The organism is Nocardioides silvaticus (assembly GCF_003160695.1).
In the GTDB taxonomy this organism is placed as follows: Bacteria; Actinomycetota; Actinomycetes; order Propionibacteriales; family Nocardioidaceae; genus Nocardioides; species Nocardioides silvaticus.
On the sequence record NZ_QGDD01000014.1, the window covers coordinates 24,309 to 39,590 of the forward strand.

15 protein-coding genes are annotated in these 15,282 nt (G+C 74.3%); 12 read left to right on the top strand and 3 right to left on the bottom strand.

The features are described from left to right. Positions 1 to 11 precede the first annotated feature (11 nt). Positions 12 to 806, bottom strand: coding sequence for an HAD family hydrolase (locus DJ010_RS21290; protein ID WP_109697505.1), 795 nt, complete (start codon positions 804 to 806; stop codon positions 12 to 14). A gap of 155 nt (positions 807 to 961) precedes the next feature. Here DJ010_RS21290 and ssd point away from each other — a divergent pair, with 155 nt between their 5' ends. The 7 genes from ssd to DJ010_RS21320 all read left to right on the top strand — a co-directional run bounded on the left by ssd (position 962) and on the right by DJ010_RS21320 (position 5,652). Beyond that, positions 962 to 2,050 carry a septum site-determining protein Ssd gene (gene ssd / locus DJ010_RS22830; RefSeq protein ID WP_245927792.1) on the top strand — a complete coding sequence of 363 codons (1,089 nt, stop codon included), beginning with the start codon at positions 962 to 964 and terminating at the stop codon, positions 2,048 to 2,050. Then, positions 2,047 to 3,204: a TadA family conjugal transfer-associated ATPase gene (locus tag DJ010_RS22835; RefSeq protein ID WP_245927793.1), complete on the top strand. Its 1,158-nt coding sequence runs from the start codon at positions 2,047 to 2,049 to the stop codon at positions 3,202 to 3,204. Before ssd ends, DJ010_RS22835 begins: the two co-directional genes overlap by 4 nt. Then, positions 3,201 to 3,878 (top strand): type II secretion system F family protein, encoded by a 678-nt coding sequence (locus DJ010_RS21300; protein ID WP_109697469.1) that lies wholly within the window; start codon positions 3,201 to 3,203, stop codon positions 3,876 to 3,878. Before DJ010_RS22835 ends, DJ010_RS21300 begins: the two co-directional genes overlap by 4 nt. 3 nt (positions 3,879 to 3,881) lie before the next feature. Further along, entirely contained in the window at positions 3,882 to 4,598 is a 717-nt protein-coding gene (locus tag DJ010_RS21305) for a type II secretion system F family protein (RefSeq protein WP_109697470.1), read from the top strand. A gap of 150 nt (positions 4,599 to 4,748) precedes the next feature. Further along, positions 4,749 to 4,952 carry a DUF4244 domain-containing protein gene (locus DJ010_RS21310; protein WP_109697471.1) on the top strand — a complete coding sequence of 68 codons (204 nt, stop codon included), beginning with the start codon at positions 4,749 to 4,751 and terminating at the stop codon, positions 4,950 to 4,952. After that, entirely contained in the window at positions 4,952 to 5,320 is a 369-nt protein-coding gene (locus DJ010_RS21315; RefSeq protein WP_109697472.1) for a TadE family protein, read from the top strand. The genes DJ010_RS21310 and DJ010_RS21315 overlap by 1 nt, the downstream gene beginning before the upstream one ends. After that, positions 5,317 to 5,652 (top strand): Rv3654c family TadE-like protein, encoded by a 336-nt coding sequence (locus DJ010_RS21320; RefSeq protein ID WP_109697473.1) that lies wholly within the window; start codon positions 5,317 to 5,319, stop codon positions 5,650 to 5,652. Before DJ010_RS21315 ends, DJ010_RS21320 begins: the two co-directional genes overlap by 4 nt. Here DJ010_RS21320 and DJ010_RS21325 read toward each other — a convergent pair whose 3' ends face one another. Continuing rightward, a complete protein-coding gene (locus tag DJ010_RS21325) occupies positions 5,653 to 5,988 on the bottom strand; it encodes a hypothetical protein (protein WP_109697474.1) in 336 nt (111 codons plus the stop codon). Positions 5,989 to 6,014: 26 nt separating this feature from the next. Next, complete coding sequence (locus DJ010_RS21330) at positions 6,015 to 8,357, bottom strand: DEAD/DEAH box helicase (protein WP_245927795.1); 2,343 nt, start codon at positions 8,355 to 8,357, stop codon at positions 6,015 to 6,017. Positions 8,358 to 8,455: 98 nt separating this feature from the next. On the opposite strand from DJ010_RS21330, the gene DJ010_RS21335 reads away from it, so the two are divergent. The 5 genes from DJ010_RS21335 to DJ010_RS21355 all read left to right on the top strand — a co-directional run bounded on the left by DJ010_RS21335 (position 8,456) and on the right by DJ010_RS21355 (position 15,258). Further along, positions 8,456 to 8,797, top strand: coding sequence for an STAS domain-containing protein (locus tag DJ010_RS21335; RefSeq protein ID WP_281271158.1), 342 nt, complete (start codon positions 8,456 to 8,458; stop codon positions 8,795 to 8,797). A gap of 171 nt (positions 8,798 to 8,968) precedes the next feature. Then, entirely contained in the window at positions 8,969 to 11,254 is a 2,286-nt protein-coding gene (locus DJ010_RS21340) for a sodium-translocating pyrophosphatase (protein WP_109697476.1), read from the top strand. 128 nt (positions 11,255 to 11,382) lie between these two features. Beyond that, the gene (locus DJ010_RS21345) at positions 11,383 to 12,666 is read left to right on the top strand and encodes a thrombospondin type 3 repeat-containing protein (RefSeq protein ID WP_146207432.1); all 1,284 of its coding nucleotides are present in this window, start codon (positions 11,383 to 11,385) and stop codon (positions 12,664 to 12,666) included. Between the two features lie 32 nt (positions 12,667 to 12,698). Then, complete coding sequence (locus DJ010_RS21350; protein ID WP_439331702.1) at positions 12,699 to 14,201, top strand: DUF7059 domain-containing protein; 1,503 nt, start codon at positions 12,699 to 12,701, stop codon at positions 14,199 to 14,201. 4 nt (positions 14,202 to 14,205) lie between these two features. Next, positions 14,206 to 15,258 carry a DUF2510 domain-containing protein gene (locus DJ010_RS21355; RefSeq protein WP_158283090.1) on the top strand — a complete coding sequence of 351 codons (1,053 nt, stop codon included), beginning with the start codon at positions 14,206 to 14,208 and terminating at the stop codon, positions 15,256 to 15,258. Positions 15,259 to 15,282: the final 24 nt, after the last annotated feature.

The window sequence follows — 15,282 nt, forward strand, 5'->3', positions numbered from 1 at the left end:
AGGTCATGCGCTCAGGCGCTCACGCCGCGTCGTCGTACGCCGACCCAGACGGCGGCGCCGACAGCCACTACGCCACCGACGGCGAGGGCGGCGAGGGTGGGCTTCGCGGGGGGCAGCGGCACCCGGCTGCGGAGCGCGACCGGCCGGCTGAAGACCAGCACCGGCCAGGCCCTGGCCGCCGCGGCCCTGCGCAGCTCGCGGTCGGGGTTGACGGCGTGCGGGAAGCCGACGGCCTCGAGCATCGGGATGTCGGTGGCCGAGTCGCTGTAGCCGTAGCAGGCGGCGAGGTCGTAGCCCTGCTCCTCGGCGAGCGCGAGGATCGCGGTGGCCTTCTCCTCGGCGTAGGCGTAGTACTCGATCTCGCCGGTGTAGTGGCCGTCGACGATCTCGAGCCTGGTCGCCACCACCCGGTCGGCGCCGAGCATCGCTCCGATCGGCGCGACGACGTCGGTGCCCGACGACGACACGATCACGACGTCGCGGCCGGCCGCGTGGTGCTCCTCGATCAGCTGCACCGCCTCGTCGTAGACGAGCGGGTCGACGATGTTGTGCAGCGTCTCGGCGACGATCTCCCTGACGGTGGCGACGTCCCACCCGGCGACCAGCTGCGACATGAACTGCCGCATCTTCTCCATCTGGTCGTGGTCGGCGCCGCCGACGAGGAAGACGAACTGGGCGTACGCCGAGCGCAGCACCGCCCGCCGCGAGATCAGGCCGCCGGCGGCGAACGGCTTGCTGAAGGCGAGCGCGCTCGACTTGGCGATGATCGTCTTGTCGAGGTCGAAGAACGCCGCCTCTCGGCCCATGGCCCAATCGTAGGGGCGGCGTGGCCGGTGGTTGCGCTCCGCGAGCGCCTCGGCGCGGTCCAGCAAGCATCCACAGCCGCCCGCCGGGCACGGGTCCTCCACAGGCTGGCGGCTACGAGGCGTCGCCGTACGACGTCCCGGCCACATGCTCAGCCATGACGACCAACACCACCGGCGCCCTGATCGCCCCCTCCCGCACCGCTCCTGCGGCCCTCATCCTCACCGCGGACGCCTCCCTGCTCGACGAGCTGCTGGCGCTGGCAGCCGCTGCCGACGTCGCGCCGACCACCGCGCACGAACCGCTCGCCGCGCTCGCGAGCTGGACCCGCGCGCCGGTCGTGCTGCTGGGGGCGGACCTGGCCGAGGAGGTCGCGCGGATCGCGCCGGAGAAGCGGCCGCACGTCTACGTCGTCGCCCACCAGCGGGCGCCGGACGACCTGTTCCGCACCGCGCTCCGGATCGGAGCCGAGCAGGTCGTGGAGCTCGGCGGGTCGTCGGGATGGCTGGTCGAGCTGCTCGCCGACCTCACCGAGCAACGGGCCGCGCGCGGCCGGGTCATCGGGGTCATCGGTGGGTCCGGCGGCGCGGGGGCGACCACGTTCGCGTGCGCCCTCGGGCAGGGCGCGGCCAAGCACGGCGACGCCGCGGTCATCGACTGCGACCCGCAGGGCCCCGGCCTCGACCGGATGCTCGGTCTGGAGCGCACCGAGGGCTTCCGCTGGGACGCCCTCTGCCAGACCACCGGCCGGCTCAGCGCCCGGGCCCTGCGCGACGCGCTGCCGCACGCGGGCTCGCTCGGCGTGCTGTCGTGGTACGTCGGGTCCGGCGCGCAGACCCTGCAGGCGTTCGCCGTGCGGGAGGCGATCTCCGCTGCGCGGCGCGGTCACGAGACCGTGGTCGTCGACCTGCCCCGCACGCCCGACAAGCTGGTCGACGAGGTCGCCGCCCGCTGCGACCGGCTGCTCATCGTCACCGTCGGGAGCGTGCTCGGCGTGAGCGCGGCGGTGCGGATGCGCGCCCGGTTCGCCGGCCACCCCGACGTCGGCCTGGTGCTTCGCGGGGAGGGGATCGACGCGGCCGACGTGGAGTCGGCGGTGCGGCTCCGGGTGGTGGCGCAGATGCGCGACCAGCCCCGGCTGGCCGAGGCGCTCGACCTCGGCCTGGGGCCGCTGCGGTCGCGGCGTGGCCCGCTCGCCCGCGCGGTGGCGACGGTGCTCGGCCTGCCGGTCGAGGAGCTCTTGTGACCGAGTCCCTGGTCGAGGACGTCCGGAGCCGGCTGGCGCGCTCGGCCGGCGAGCTGACCCCGCACCGCGTGGCCGAGGCGCTCCGGGCCGCCGGCCGGCCGGTCGGGGACGCCACGGTGCTCGCGGTCTACGAGGAGCTGCGCCGCGACGCGATCGGCGCCGGCCCCCTGGACCCGCTGCTCCAGCAGCCGGGGGTGACCGACGTGCTCGTCAACGGCGCCGGCGAGGTCTACGTCGACCGCGGGACCGGGCTCGAGCGGACCGAGGTGCGGCTCGGGACCGAGGACGCCGTACGACGGCTCGCGCAGCGGCTGGTCGCCGTCGGCGGCCGCCGCCTGGACGACGCGGCGCCGTACGCCGACGTCCGGCTCCCCGACGGCACTCGCTGCCACGCGGTGCTGGCACCGCTGGCCCGGCCGGGCACGGCGATCTCGCTGCGGGTGCCGCGACGCGGAGGCTTCACGCTCGCGCAGCTGCGCGACGCCGGGACGCTGACGCGGGAGTCGCTGGAGCTGCTGCGGCTCGTCGTGGTCGCCCGGCTGGCGTTCCTCGTCACCGGCGGCACCGGGAGCGGCAAGACCACGCTGCTCTCGGCGCTGCTGGGGGAGGTCGACCCGGCCGAGCGGCTCGTGGTCGTCGAGGATGCCACCGAGCTGAGGCCCGACCATCCGCACGTCGTCGGGCTCGAGGCGCGACCGGCCAACCTCGAGGGCGCGGGCGCGGTGGGCCTGCGCGACCTGGTGCGGCAGGCGCTGCGGATGCGGCCGGACCGGCTGGTGGTCGGCGAGGTGCGCGACGGCGCGGTGGTCGACCTGATGGCGGCGCTCAACACCGGGCACGAGGGGGGGTGCGGCACCCTGCACGCCAACTCCGCGGCGGACCTGCCGGCCCGGGTCGAGGCGCTGGCGCTCGCCGCGGGGCTCGGTCGCGCGGCGGCGCACAGCCAGCTCGGGTCGGCGCTCGACGTGGTGCTCCACATGAGCCGTGACCGCGACGGACAGCGTCGGCTCAGCGAGGTGGCCCTGCTGGAGCGCGACGACGCCGGCCTGGTGCGCACCGTGGCCGCGACCCGGGTCGACCGGGCGGGGACGCTCACCGCCGGCCCGGCGGCCGGGCGGCTCCTCGACCTCATCGAGGCCCGGAGGCGGCGGTGACGAGCTGGACCGCGCTCGCGGGCGGGTTCGCCGGCGTCGCCGTCCTCCTGCTGTCGCGCCCGCGCCCCTCGGTCCTGCCCGCCTCCCGGCGGTGGCGAGCCCCGCGGTGGACCGGGCTCGCCGGCGGCGGCGGCCGTTCGGCGGGACGGGTGCGTTCCCGGGTCGTCGAGATGTGTGACGGCCTCCAGGCCGAGCTGGCTGCCGGCCAGACCGCGCCGACCGCCCTCGACCGGGCCGCGGCGGAGTGGCCGGCACTGCGGCCGGTCTCCCGGGCGGCGGCGACCGGCGGCGACGTGCCGCAGGCGTTCCGTGAGCTCGCGGCCGAGCCCGGCGCCGGTGACCTCCGGGTCGTCGCCGCGGCCTGGCAGGTCGCGCACCGCACCGGGCACGGTCTGGCCGACGTGCTGGCCCGGGTCGCGCAGGAGCTGCGGGACGCCGAGCAGACCCGGCGGGTGGTCGCCGGCGAGCTGGCGTCCGCGCGTGCCACTGCGCGGCTGGTCGCCTTCCTGCCGGTGGCGGCGCTGCTGATGGGCAGCGGCGCCGGCGCCGACCCGTGGGCGTTCCTGCTCGGCCACCCCGTCGGCCTCGGCTGCCTCGCGGCCGGCCTGGCGTGCGCGGTCGCGGGTCTGACCTGGATCGAACGGCTCGCGCGTGACGTCGAGCGGGGGAGATGAGCGGTGGTGCTGGTCGCGACCGTCCTCGCCGGCCTGGCGGCGGCGCTGGTCGTCCCGGGACGCACCGTGCTGCCCCCGGCCGCCGCCGGTCCGCCGCGGGCTGCGGCCGTGCCGGAGCGCGGGCTGCGCCGGTGGCGGCTGCCGTGCGCCCTGCTCGCCGGAGCCGGCGCGGCGGTGGTGCTGGGCGGTCCCGCCGCGCCGCTGGCCGGGCTGGTGGCCGCCGGCTTCACCTGGGTCGTGGCCGGCCGCATCGAGCCACGGGCGGTGCGCCTCCGGCGCGAGGAGGTACGACGCGACCTGCCGCACGTGGTCACCCTCCTCGGAGCCGCGCTCCGCGGCGGGGCGGCCCCGGGGCCCGCGATCGAGCTGGTCGGCCGGGCGCTGCCGGGCGCGGCCGCCGAGGTGCTCGCGCCGGTCGCGGCGCGGCTCGCGCTCGGCGCGGACCCGGTGCGCGTGTGGACGGCACTCGCCGACGACCCGGCGATCGGGCCGCTCGGCCGGACGATGGCCCGGGCCCACCGGTCGGGTGCGCCGGTGGTCGGCGCGGTCGACCGGCTGTCGGAGGAGCTCGCTCACCGGTCCCGCGCCGAGGTCGAGGACCGGGCCCGCACCGTCGGCGTCCGTGCGGCCGTCCCGCTCGGGGTGTGCCTGCTGCCGGCCTTCCTGTTGATCGGGATCGTGCCGCTCGTCGCTGGCCTGGCCCGCTCGATCGCGTGGTGACGGGCCACGAACCGTCCACCGGTGGCGGCGACACGCCCGGCCTCTCCACAGGCCGGCCCTCGCCGTACCGGCTCCGTCGGCCCGGACCCGCAGGCTCGCTGGCGCAGGCGGGCCGCACCGGGCGGTCCCGCCCCGGACCAGGGAGGCACCATGACCCGACCCACGACCCGACCCACGACCCGCACCAGGACCCGAGCCGAGGACCGCGGCATCACCACGGCGGAGTACGCCGTCGGCACCGCCGCCGGCGCCGGGCTCGCCGGGCTGCTCTACAAGCTGCTGACCGGCGGCTTCGGCGACCGGATGCTGCGCAACCTGTTCGACCACGTCTTCGGCCTGCTCGGCATCGGCTGATGCCGGCACGCGCCCGCACCGAGCGGGGCGCGGTCACCGCCGAGCTGACCCTCGGGCTGCCCGTGCTGGTCGCGGTCACCCTCGGCCTGGTCTGGCTGCTGTCGGTGGGAGCCGCGCAGGTCCGCACCGTCGACGCCGCCCGCGAGACGGCGCGGGCGGTCGCCCGCGGCGACGACCGGGGCGCGGCGATCGCGGTCGGCGAACGGGTCGCCCCCGACGGGGTGCGCGTGGTCGTGACAGCCGGAGGCGACCGCGTGGTGGTGCGGGCGGAGGGGCACGTGCCGGGACCGGGCGGGCTGTTCTCGTTCCTGCCCGGCGCCGACGTCAGCGCCGAGGCGGTGGCGGTCGCCGAGGAGGTGCCCCCGTGAGGGAGCGCGGCGGCGCGACCGTGCTCGTCGTCGCCTGCCTCGGGTTGCTGCTGCTCGTCGGCTGCGCGCTCGCCGTCGTCGCCGCGATGGTGACGGCCCACCGGTCCGCCCAGGCCGCGGCCGACCTGGCCGCGCTGGCCGGAGCCGGTGCCGTGCAGGACGCTCGCGACCCGTGCGCAGCGGCGGCGGCGGTCGCCGCCGACAACGGCGCCCGGCTGGTGCGGTGCTCGGTGGCGGGCGACGACGTCACGGTCGAGGTGGAGGTCACCGGCCCGCGCTGGCTCGGACAGCCCCACGACCTGGCTGCCCGCGCCCGGGCGGGACCGGGCTGACTAGCGCTGCTCGGGGGTCTCGTCCTCGTCGTCGCGGCGGCGGTCGGCCTCGGCCCGCTCGAGCTTCTCGGAGAGCTCGTTGAGGCGCTTCTGCTCCTTGCGCTGCTTCCAGCTCTGCTTCGCGCCGAACTTCGCGAACCAGAGTCCGAGGAACACCAGTGACGTCGCGACCACGGCGATGATGAACAGGGTGTTGGCCGAGACCTCCATGCCGAGGAACGTGGCGTGGACGTCGGTTTTGCCGTCGCTCGAGGTCGCCTCCGTGCCGGCGTTGAAGATGCCGGCGAGGATGGCGAGGATGCCGACGGCGAGCAGGACGAGCCCGAAGATGACCATGGCCGGGACCCTAGTCCTCACCCGGCTCAGCGGGCGAGCAGCGCGTCGAGCAGCAGCACCGCGCCCGCCTTGTCGAGCGGGTCGTTGCCGTTGCCGCACTTCGGCGACTGGATGCACGACGGGCAGCCGGAAACGCACTCGCAGGCCGCGATGGTCGCGCGGGTCGCCGTGAGCCACTCGCGCGCGGTGGCGTAGCCCCGCTCCGCGAAGCCGGCACCGCCCGGGTGGCCGTCGTGCACGAACACCGTCAGCACGCCGGTGTCGGGGTGCCGGGCCGTCGAGACGCCGCCGATGTCCCACCGGTCGCAGGTCGCGAACAGCGGCAGCAGGCCGATCGAGCAGTGCTCGGCCGCGTGCGCCGCGCCGGGCAGGTCCTCGCGCAGCAGGCCGGCGGCCTCGAGCACGTCGTCGGGCACCGTCCACCACACCGCGCTGGTGCGCAGGGTGCGGACGGGCAGGTCGAGCGGGAACTCGCCGACGACCTCGCCGGTGCGGCTCCGCCGCCGGAGGTAGGAGGTCACCTGGTTGCTCACGTCGACCGAGCCGAACGAGACCCGGCACCGGCCCCACATCTCGTGCTCGCGCTCCTCGACGATCGCGATGTCGGCGACGTCGCGAGCGGTCGTCGTGTGGTCGACGTCGGTGCGGCGGATCTCGGCGACGTGCTCGTCGAGGTCGAGGCGCTCGACCTCCCAGGTCTCGCCGCGGTGGACGTAGACGGCGCCGGTGTGGGCGGTGGTGTGGGCGCGGCCGCCGTCGACGGTGCCGACCACCCGGCCGGTGTCCGCCTCGACCAGCTGCACCTGCGCGCCGCCGGTCGACCGGATGTCGGCGAGGTCGGCGGCCCGGCGCCGGTCGGTCCAGAACCAGCCCTGCGGCCGCCGTCGCAGCAGCCCCGCCTCGACCAGGTCGTCGAGCAGCGCGCGGGCGGTCGGCCCGAAGAGCGGCAGGTCGGCGGTCGTGAGCGGCTGCTCCTGCGCCGCCGCGCACAGGTGCGGGCCGAGGACGTAGGGGTTGTCGGGGTCGAACACGGTGCCCTCCACCGGTCGGCCCAGCAGCGCCTCCGGGTGGTGCACCAGGTAGGTGTCCAGCGGGTCGTCGCGCGCGATGAGCATGCCGAGCGCCCCGCCGCCGGTGCGGCCGGCCCGGCCGACCTGCTGCCAGAACGCGGCCCGGGTGCCGGGGAACCCGGTGACGAGCACGGCGTCGAGCCCGCTCACGTCGATGCCGAGCTCGAGCGCGTTGGTGGCCGCCATCCCGAGCAGCCGGCCGCTGCGGAGGTCGTCCTCCAGCGCCCGCCGCTCCTCGGGGAGGTAGCCGCCGCGGTAGGAGTCGACGCGGGTGGCGAGCAGGGGGTCGACCTCGGCGAGCAGCTCGGACGCCCGCTGCGCCACCTGCTCCACACCGCGCCGGGACCGCACGAACGCCAGGGTCCGGACGTCGGAGCAGACCAGGTCGGCGAGCAGGTCGGCGGTCTCCGCGGGTGCCGGTCGCCGGACCGGGGCCCCCTGCTCGCCGGAGTACGACGTCAGCGGCGGCTCCCACAGCCCGACCGCGACCTCGCCGCGGGGCGAGTCGTCCTCGGTCACCGCGACGACGTCGAGCCCGGTGAGCCGCCGGGCGGCGACCTCCGGCTCGGCCACCGTCGCCGAGGCCAGCACGAACGTCGGCGAGGACCCGTGCGCGGCGCACACGCGGCGGAGCCGGCGGAGCACCTGCGCGACGTGGGCCCCGAACACCCCGCGGTAGTGGTGGCACTCGTCGACGACGACGAAGTCGACGGTCGCGAAGAACCGTGCCCACCGCTCGTGGGTCGGCAGCAGCGAGCGGTGCAGCATGTCCGGGTTGGTGAGGACGTACTCGGCGTGGTCGCGGGTCCAGTCGCGCTGCTCCTGGGTGCTGTCGCCGTCGTGGGTCGCGATCCGGACGTCGAGCCCGAGACCCGCGATCGAGGCGCGCTGGTCCTGCGCGAGCGCCTTGGTCGGCGCGAGGTAGAGGGTGCTCGACCCGCGCTGCCCACGCGGTCCGCGACCGGCGCGGATCGCGGTCAGCGCCGGCAGCAGGTAGCCCAGTGACTTCCCGGACGCGGTGCCGGTGGCGAGCACGACGTGCTCCCCGTCGTGGGCGTGCCCGGCTGCCCGCACCTGGTGGCGCCAAGGCTGGGTGATCCCGCGGGCGGCGTACGCCGTCACCACCGTCGGGTCGGCCCACCGCGGCCACGCCTCGGTGACGGCGGCGCGCGCCGGGATCCGCTCCAGGTGGGTCAGCCGGTCCGAGCGCGAGGACCCCTCGGCGAGCCGCTCGACCAGCGCTGCCGGGTCGACGCCGGACCCCCGGGCCGGGGTCGGGACGGTGGGCAGAGCGGACACGGGTCCATTGTCGTCCACAGGCCGACAGATCCCGTGATCGTGCGCGGTTGGGGCGGTCGTGGTTTGATGAGGCACTACGTACTGCGACTTTCTCTGGGATGGAAAACGTGGACCTGACCCTTTCGACGCGCGAAGTCGGTGGGCGCACCGTCGTTGCCGTGGGTGGCGAGATCGACGTCTACACCGCACCGAAGCTGCGTGACACCATCACCGAGCTGGTGGCAGCGGGCAGCTATGACCTCATCATCGACATGGAGGAGGTCGAGTTCCTCGACTCGACCGGCCTCGGCGTCCTGGTCGGCGGACTGAAGAAGGTGCGCGCCCACGAGGGCTCGCTCCAGCTCGTCTGCAACCAGGACCGGCTCCTCAAGATCTTCCGGATCACCGGTCTCGCCAAGGTCTTCACGATCCACGAGTCCGCAGACGCCGCTCTGGCGTAGCGCGAGGTCTCGACACGTCCTCGCGCAGAGCGCTCGGACTACTCGACCACCGAAGGCGGGTGATCCCCGTCACACCCGTGGTGTGTCCCGGAACACACCGTGCGTAGACTCCGCCGCGTTCCCTGACGTGGGTCGCTCGACCCACCCCTGATCCCCCTTTGGAGGAAACGCATGCCCGGGATCCTTCCCGCTGTGGTGGAGGTCGAAGGCGGTGACGCCGCGCTCGTCGCGATCGTGGCTGCCATCGCCCTCGGCTGCCTCGGACTGGCCGTCATGTTCCGCCAACAGGTGCTGGCCGCCGGCGAGGGCACCGAGAACATGCGCCGCATCGCGCAGGCCGTGCAGGAGGGCGCCAGCGCCTACCTGACCCGCCAGTTCCGGACCCTCGCGATCTTCGCCGCCATCGCCTTCTTCGCCCTCATGGCCCTGCCGGCCGACGAGACGACCACGCGGATCTTCCGTTCGGTCTTCTTCCTCGTCGGAGCCGGCTTCTCCGGGGCGATCGGCTACCTGGGCATGTCGCTGGCGGTGCGCGCCAACCTGCGCGTCGCCGCGGCCGCCGAGACCGAGGGCCGCGACGCGGCGATGAACATCGGGCTCCGCACCGGCGCCTTCGTCGGCATGGCCACCGTGGGTCTGGGGCTGCTCGGGGCCAGCGTCGTGGTGCTCGCGTTCCAGGACGAGGCGCCGCACGTGCTCGAGGGCTTCGGCTTCGGCGCCGCCCTGCTCGCGATGTTCATGCGTGTCGGCGGTGGCATCTTCACCAAGGCCGCCGATGTCGGCGCCGACCTGGTCGGCAAGGTCGAGCAGAACATCCCCGAGGACGACCCGCGCAACGCGGCGACCATCGCCGACAACGTGGGCGACAACGTCGGTGACTGCGCCGGCATGGCGGCCGACCTCTTCGAGTCGTACGCCGTGACGCTCGTGGCCGCGCTGATCCTCGGCTCCCAGGCCTTCGGCGACGCCGGTCTGGTCTTCCCGCTGATCGTGCCCGCGATCGGCGCGCTCTCCGCCGCCGGCGGCGTCTTCCTCACCAAGCCCCGTGCCGGTGAGAACGGCCTGACGACCATCAACCGGTCCTTCTACGTGTCCGCCGCCGTGGGCGCGGTGGCGAGCGCGATCGCCGCGTTCGTCTACCTGCCGGGCGAGTGGAGCGACTTCGGCACCGGCGTCGAGGCCGACCTGTCGCCGGCGCTGTTCGCCTCGGGCGCCGTCGTGATCGGCATCGTGCTCGCCGCCGCGATCCTCGCGCTCACCGGCTACTTCACCGGCACCGAGTACCGCCCGGTCAAGGACGTCGCGGAGACCTCGCTGACCGGTCACGCGACGGTGATCCTCTCCGGCATCTCGGTCGGGCTGGAGTCGGCGGTCTACACCGCGCTGGTGATCGGTGCCGGCGTGTTCGGCGCCGCGCTGCTGGCCGGCGGTGCCGTCGAGCTCGCGCTGTTCGCCGTCGCCCTCGCCGGGTGCGGCCTGCTGACCACGGTCGGCGTGATCGTGGCCATGGACACGTTCGGACCGGTGTCCGACAACGCCCAGGGCATCGCCGAGATGTCGGGCGACGTCAGCGAGGGCGGCGCCCAGATCCTCACCGAGCTCGACGCCGTGGGCAACACGACCAAGGCGATCACCAAGGGCATCGCGATCGCGACCGCCGTGCTCGCCGCGAGCGCGCTGTTCGCGTCGTACACGCAGAGCGCGTTCGAGGAGATCAGCAACGAGGACTCCTTCGACCTCCTCGGCGACTTCCTCGTCTACGACGCCAAGCTCATCGTCGGCGCGCTGCTCGGCGCGGCCGTCGTGTTCCTCTTCTCCGGCCTGGCGATCAACGCCGTGGGCCGGGCGGCCGGCGCCGTCGTCTACGAGGTGCGTCGCCAGTTCAGGGAGATCCCCGGGATCATGGAGGGCACCGGACGTCCGGAGTACGGCCGGGTCGTCGACATCGTGACCCGCGACTCGCTGCGCGAGCTCGCGACGCCGGGCATCCTCGCCATCCTCGCGCCGATCGCCGTGGGCTTCGGTCTCGGTGTCGGCCCGCTCGCCGGGTTCCTCGTCGGCGCGATCGCCTCCGGCACCTTGATGGCGGTGTTCCTCGCGAACGCCGGTGGCGCCTGGGACAACGCGAAGAAGCTGGTCGAGGACGGACACCACGGCGGCAAGGGCTCCGAGGCCCACGCGGCCACCGTCACCGGCGACACCGTCGGCGACCCGTTCAAGGACACCGCCGGCCCGTCGATCAACCCGCTGATCAAGGTGATGAACCTGGTCTCGCTGCTGATCGTCGGCGCCATCGTCAGCCTGTCGTACGGCGAGGACGAGAACGACGTGGTGCGGATCCTGATCGCGGTCGCGGCCGCGGCGGGCATCGCCATCGCGGTCTACATCTCCAAGCAGCGGCAGTCCTCGATGGGCGACGACGTCGGCTCGCCGACGACGGCCACCGAGAGCGCCTGACCGGCGCCCTCCGTCCTGCTCGAGACCGCCCGGTCCCCGGAAGGGGGCCGGGCGGTCTCACGTGCGGGATACGATCCCAGCCTGAGGGACGCCACAGAGCGGCGTGAGCGATCGGGAAATGGTGAGTGATGAGGGAACGCATGGGGTCGGTCCGCGGGCTGTGCCTGGGAATGGTGGCCGCCGGGCTGGTGACCGGACTGGGTGCCGTCGCGGCGCCGAGCTCCCAGGCCGCACTGCCAGGACCGGACAGCACGAGCTGGACGCCGGTGAAGAAGTCGGCGGTGGTCCGAGGCGACGAGGCCGGTGACCTCGGCACGCCCCACCTCGACCTCACCAAGGCGGGCGGCCCCCTCGGCGACGGGACCGTCTTCGTCGCCGCCGACCTCACCCACGCCTCGTTCCGGTTCCATGTCGCCGCGGCCCCGGCCGCCGGCGCGACGGGCGGTTACGTCGTCCAGTTCGACACCAACGGCAGCACGGCCGGCTGGGAGCGCGCCCTGCGCTACGACCCGGCAGCCAACACGATCACCTTCTTCACCGCCGCCAACAACGCGGGCGTGAAGGACGCGGGAACCGTCGGCACCGTGATCCCGACCTCCGCGGCGACCGCGACGACCTACCCCGGCGCCGACGGCGGCGCCTACGTCGCCTTCGCGGTGCCGCGCACCGCGCTCGCCTCGGCCCAGATCTCGCTCGGGGCACCGATGGTGCTCGGCACCACGACCGAGGCGGCGACCGCCGGCCTCGACGGCGGCAGCCTCCTCGGAGCGGCGAAGGCCGACGTGCTCGGTGTGAAGAAGTTCGGGTTCTCCGCGCCGTCGTGGGCGTCGCTGGCGACCGACCCGCTTCCCGTCGACAGCGACGGTGACGGCGTCCCCGACAACGTCGACAACTGCCCGGTCGACGTCAACCCGCTGCAGGAGGACGACGACAAGTCGCTCGACGGCACCCTCCAGCCCTCGGAGGTCCTCGGCATCCCCGACGGCACCGAGGGGATGGGCAACGCCTGCGACCCCACTCCACGCGGCTACGACTCCGACGAGGACGGCGTCGGCTATCTGGACGACGAGTGCAAGGAGCGCCCCGGCGTCAAGGAGAACGGCTGCCCGGACCACTCCAGCACGGTGTCCACGCTGCGCTACAACGGCAAGAAGAAGCTCTTCACCGGCGCCACCCGCGGCACTCTGTACGACGAGTGCGGCCCCCGGCGCACGGTGAGCCTGCGCCGGGTCACCAAGGGTGCGGACCCGGAGCTCAAGGTCGTGAAGAGCGACGCCGCCGGGAAGTTCACGATCAAGGTGGCGACGAAGCCCAAGAAGGGCAAGTACTACGTGCACGTCGACCCCAAGAACATGCTCAGCGCCGGCGTCAACTGCTTCGCCGACAACTCGCCGAAGATCGACATCCGCTGACCCCGTCGCTCGCAGGTCCGCTCCGCGACGCGCTGCTCGCCGCGGACTTCACCTACGACGCGGTCGCCGGGCTGCTCGGCGCCGAGGCGCACGCGGCGCTGTCGCGCAACGAGACCACCCCGGCACTCGGTCGTACGACGGACGGCAGCCCGCTCGCGACGCTGGTCCGGCTGTTCCTGCTGCAGCAGCCGGTGCCGGCGGTCGACGCGGAGCGGGCGCTGCCGGGGCTGGTCGGGCGACTGGCGGCCGAGGGGATGGTGGCGGAGTCGGCGGGTGAGGTCGCGGCGCTGCTCGACTGCCGTCCCTACGGCACCGACGACCCTTCGGCCGGCTCGGGGACCGGGGACCTGTGGGTGGTCAGCGACCTGACCCCGGCGCTGGACGGCCGGCCGCAGCAGGTGACCGGCGACCACGTGCTCGGGATCAGCCCGGCGTCGACGTCGCTGGCCCAGCTCACGCTGCGCGAGGACGTGGGTTCCGCGCTCGACCTCGGCACCGGCTGCGGCGTGCAGGCACTGCACCTCGCCGGACACGCCGACCGGGTGGTCGCCACCGACATCAACCCGCGCGCGCTCGACCTGGCCCGTTTCAACGCCGAGCTCAACGAGGTGGGCGATCGCGTCGACGTGCGCGACGGCTCCTTCTTCGAGCCCGTCGCCGGCGAGCGCTTCGACCTGATCGCCACGAACCCGCCGTTCGTGATCTCGCCCGCGACCGGCAGCCGGTCGGACCGCCTCGTCTACCGCGACTCGGGGATGCCGGGCGACCAGGTCGTCGAGCACGTCGTCCGCACCGCGCCGCAGCACCTCGCCGACGGCGGCTGGTGCCAGGTCCTCGCCAATTGGGCGATCGTGGGGGACCGGCCGTGGGACGAGCGCCTGGCCGGCTGGCTGCCCGACGACTGCGACGCGCTGGTGGTGCAGCGCGAGGTGATCGACCCGTCGGCGTACGTCGAGCTCTGGCTCAAGGACTCCGGGCACCATCCGGCGGTCGGCGCCGGCACCATCGCCGACTACGTCGCGCGGTACGACGCCTGGCTCTCCTGGTTGAAGGATCAGGGCGTGACCGGCATCGGGTTCGGGTGGATCAACCTGCACCGCACCGGTGCCACCGGCTCGGCCGGTTCGACCAGTTCGGCCAGGCACCGGGAGCTGGTCGACTGGCCCTACGACGTCGAGCAGCCGATCGCGCCGGCGATCGCGGAGTGGGCGCAGGCCCGGGCCGCCGTCGTCGACCCGTCCTCGACCCTCGTGGTGCGGCCCGACGTCCGGCAGGAGACCGTCGGCCCCGTCGGTGCGGAGGACCCCGCGACGATCCTGCTGCGCCAGCAGCGGGGATTCCGGCGGGCCCGCCAGGTCGACACCGTCGTCGCCGCGGTGGTGGGTGCCTGCGACGGCGAGCTGCCCGTCGGCGCCATCCTCGATGCCGTCGCGCAGCTGCTCGGGCTCGACCCGGCCGAGACCAGCCAGCGCTACCTGCCGGAGGTCGTCAGCCTGGTGGGCGAGGCGTTCCTCCTTCCCGTTCAGGCAGACTGACGCCGTGACGCAAGCCGGCTGGTACCCCGACCCCGCAGGGCAGCCCCAGACCTACCGGTACTGGGACGGCACCTCCTGGAGCCAGGAGACGACCGGGAACCCGTACGCACCCCCACCGGTGCCGCCGCGGTCGACGCCGCCCCCGCCGAGCCCGCCGCCGACCCCGCCGCCGAACCCGCTGCCGACGCCGGGGGCACCCGGCTACGGACAGGTCCCGCACCAGCCGCAGCCGCTGCCGTACGGCGGGTTCCCGCCCGCGCCGCAGCCCGGCGGTCCCCGCACCGGCCTGGTCATCGCGCTCGTGGTGGGCGCCGTGCTGCTGCTGGCCGGGCTCAGTGTGGCCGGGTTCGTCGGCTACCGCGCGCTGTCGGACGACGACGACACCGACGCGAACGACGACGGCACGAGCGCCGTCGACACCACCGATGCCACGCCGACCGTGCCCAGCACTGGACCGTCCGACACCACCGACAGCACGACCGGCCCCACCGCCCCGACCCCGCAGCAGTGCACGGGCGGGCAGCCGGAGCCGTCGAGCCTGCCGCCGTCGGACGCCACCCAGGTGAGCGGTGGCGGGCTCACCATCCCGGTCAGCCGCGACTACGTGCCGGAGCCGCTGTACTCACCCGCGTTCGCGTTCGCCGACGACTTCATCGCCACCCAGAAGGAGATCGCGACCGGCGACTCCTACAACTGGGTCTCGGTCTACGGCGTCGGCGGGCTGCACCGGGCCAACGGGTTCGACGACCCTGCGCAGGCGGCGGAGGTCGTGATGGCCTGCATGTCCCAGTCGCAGGAGCTCTACCAAGGCTTCAGCGGCCGCGCGGACCTGGACTCGGGCGAGATCACCGTCGATGGCAGCGAAGGCTTCCAGCTCACCTCCGAGCTGCGGGTCGACGACCCGGACATCCCGGTCGACGGCGACGTCGCGCAGGTGATCGTCGTCGACACCGGGGACCCCGAGACCTTCGGTCTCTACATCTCCGTCGTGCCGATCGGCAACGACAAGCTGATCCGCCAGCAGGAGGACTTCGTCGGACAGATCGGTGTCGGCTAGACACCACGCGCTACCGTGATCGGC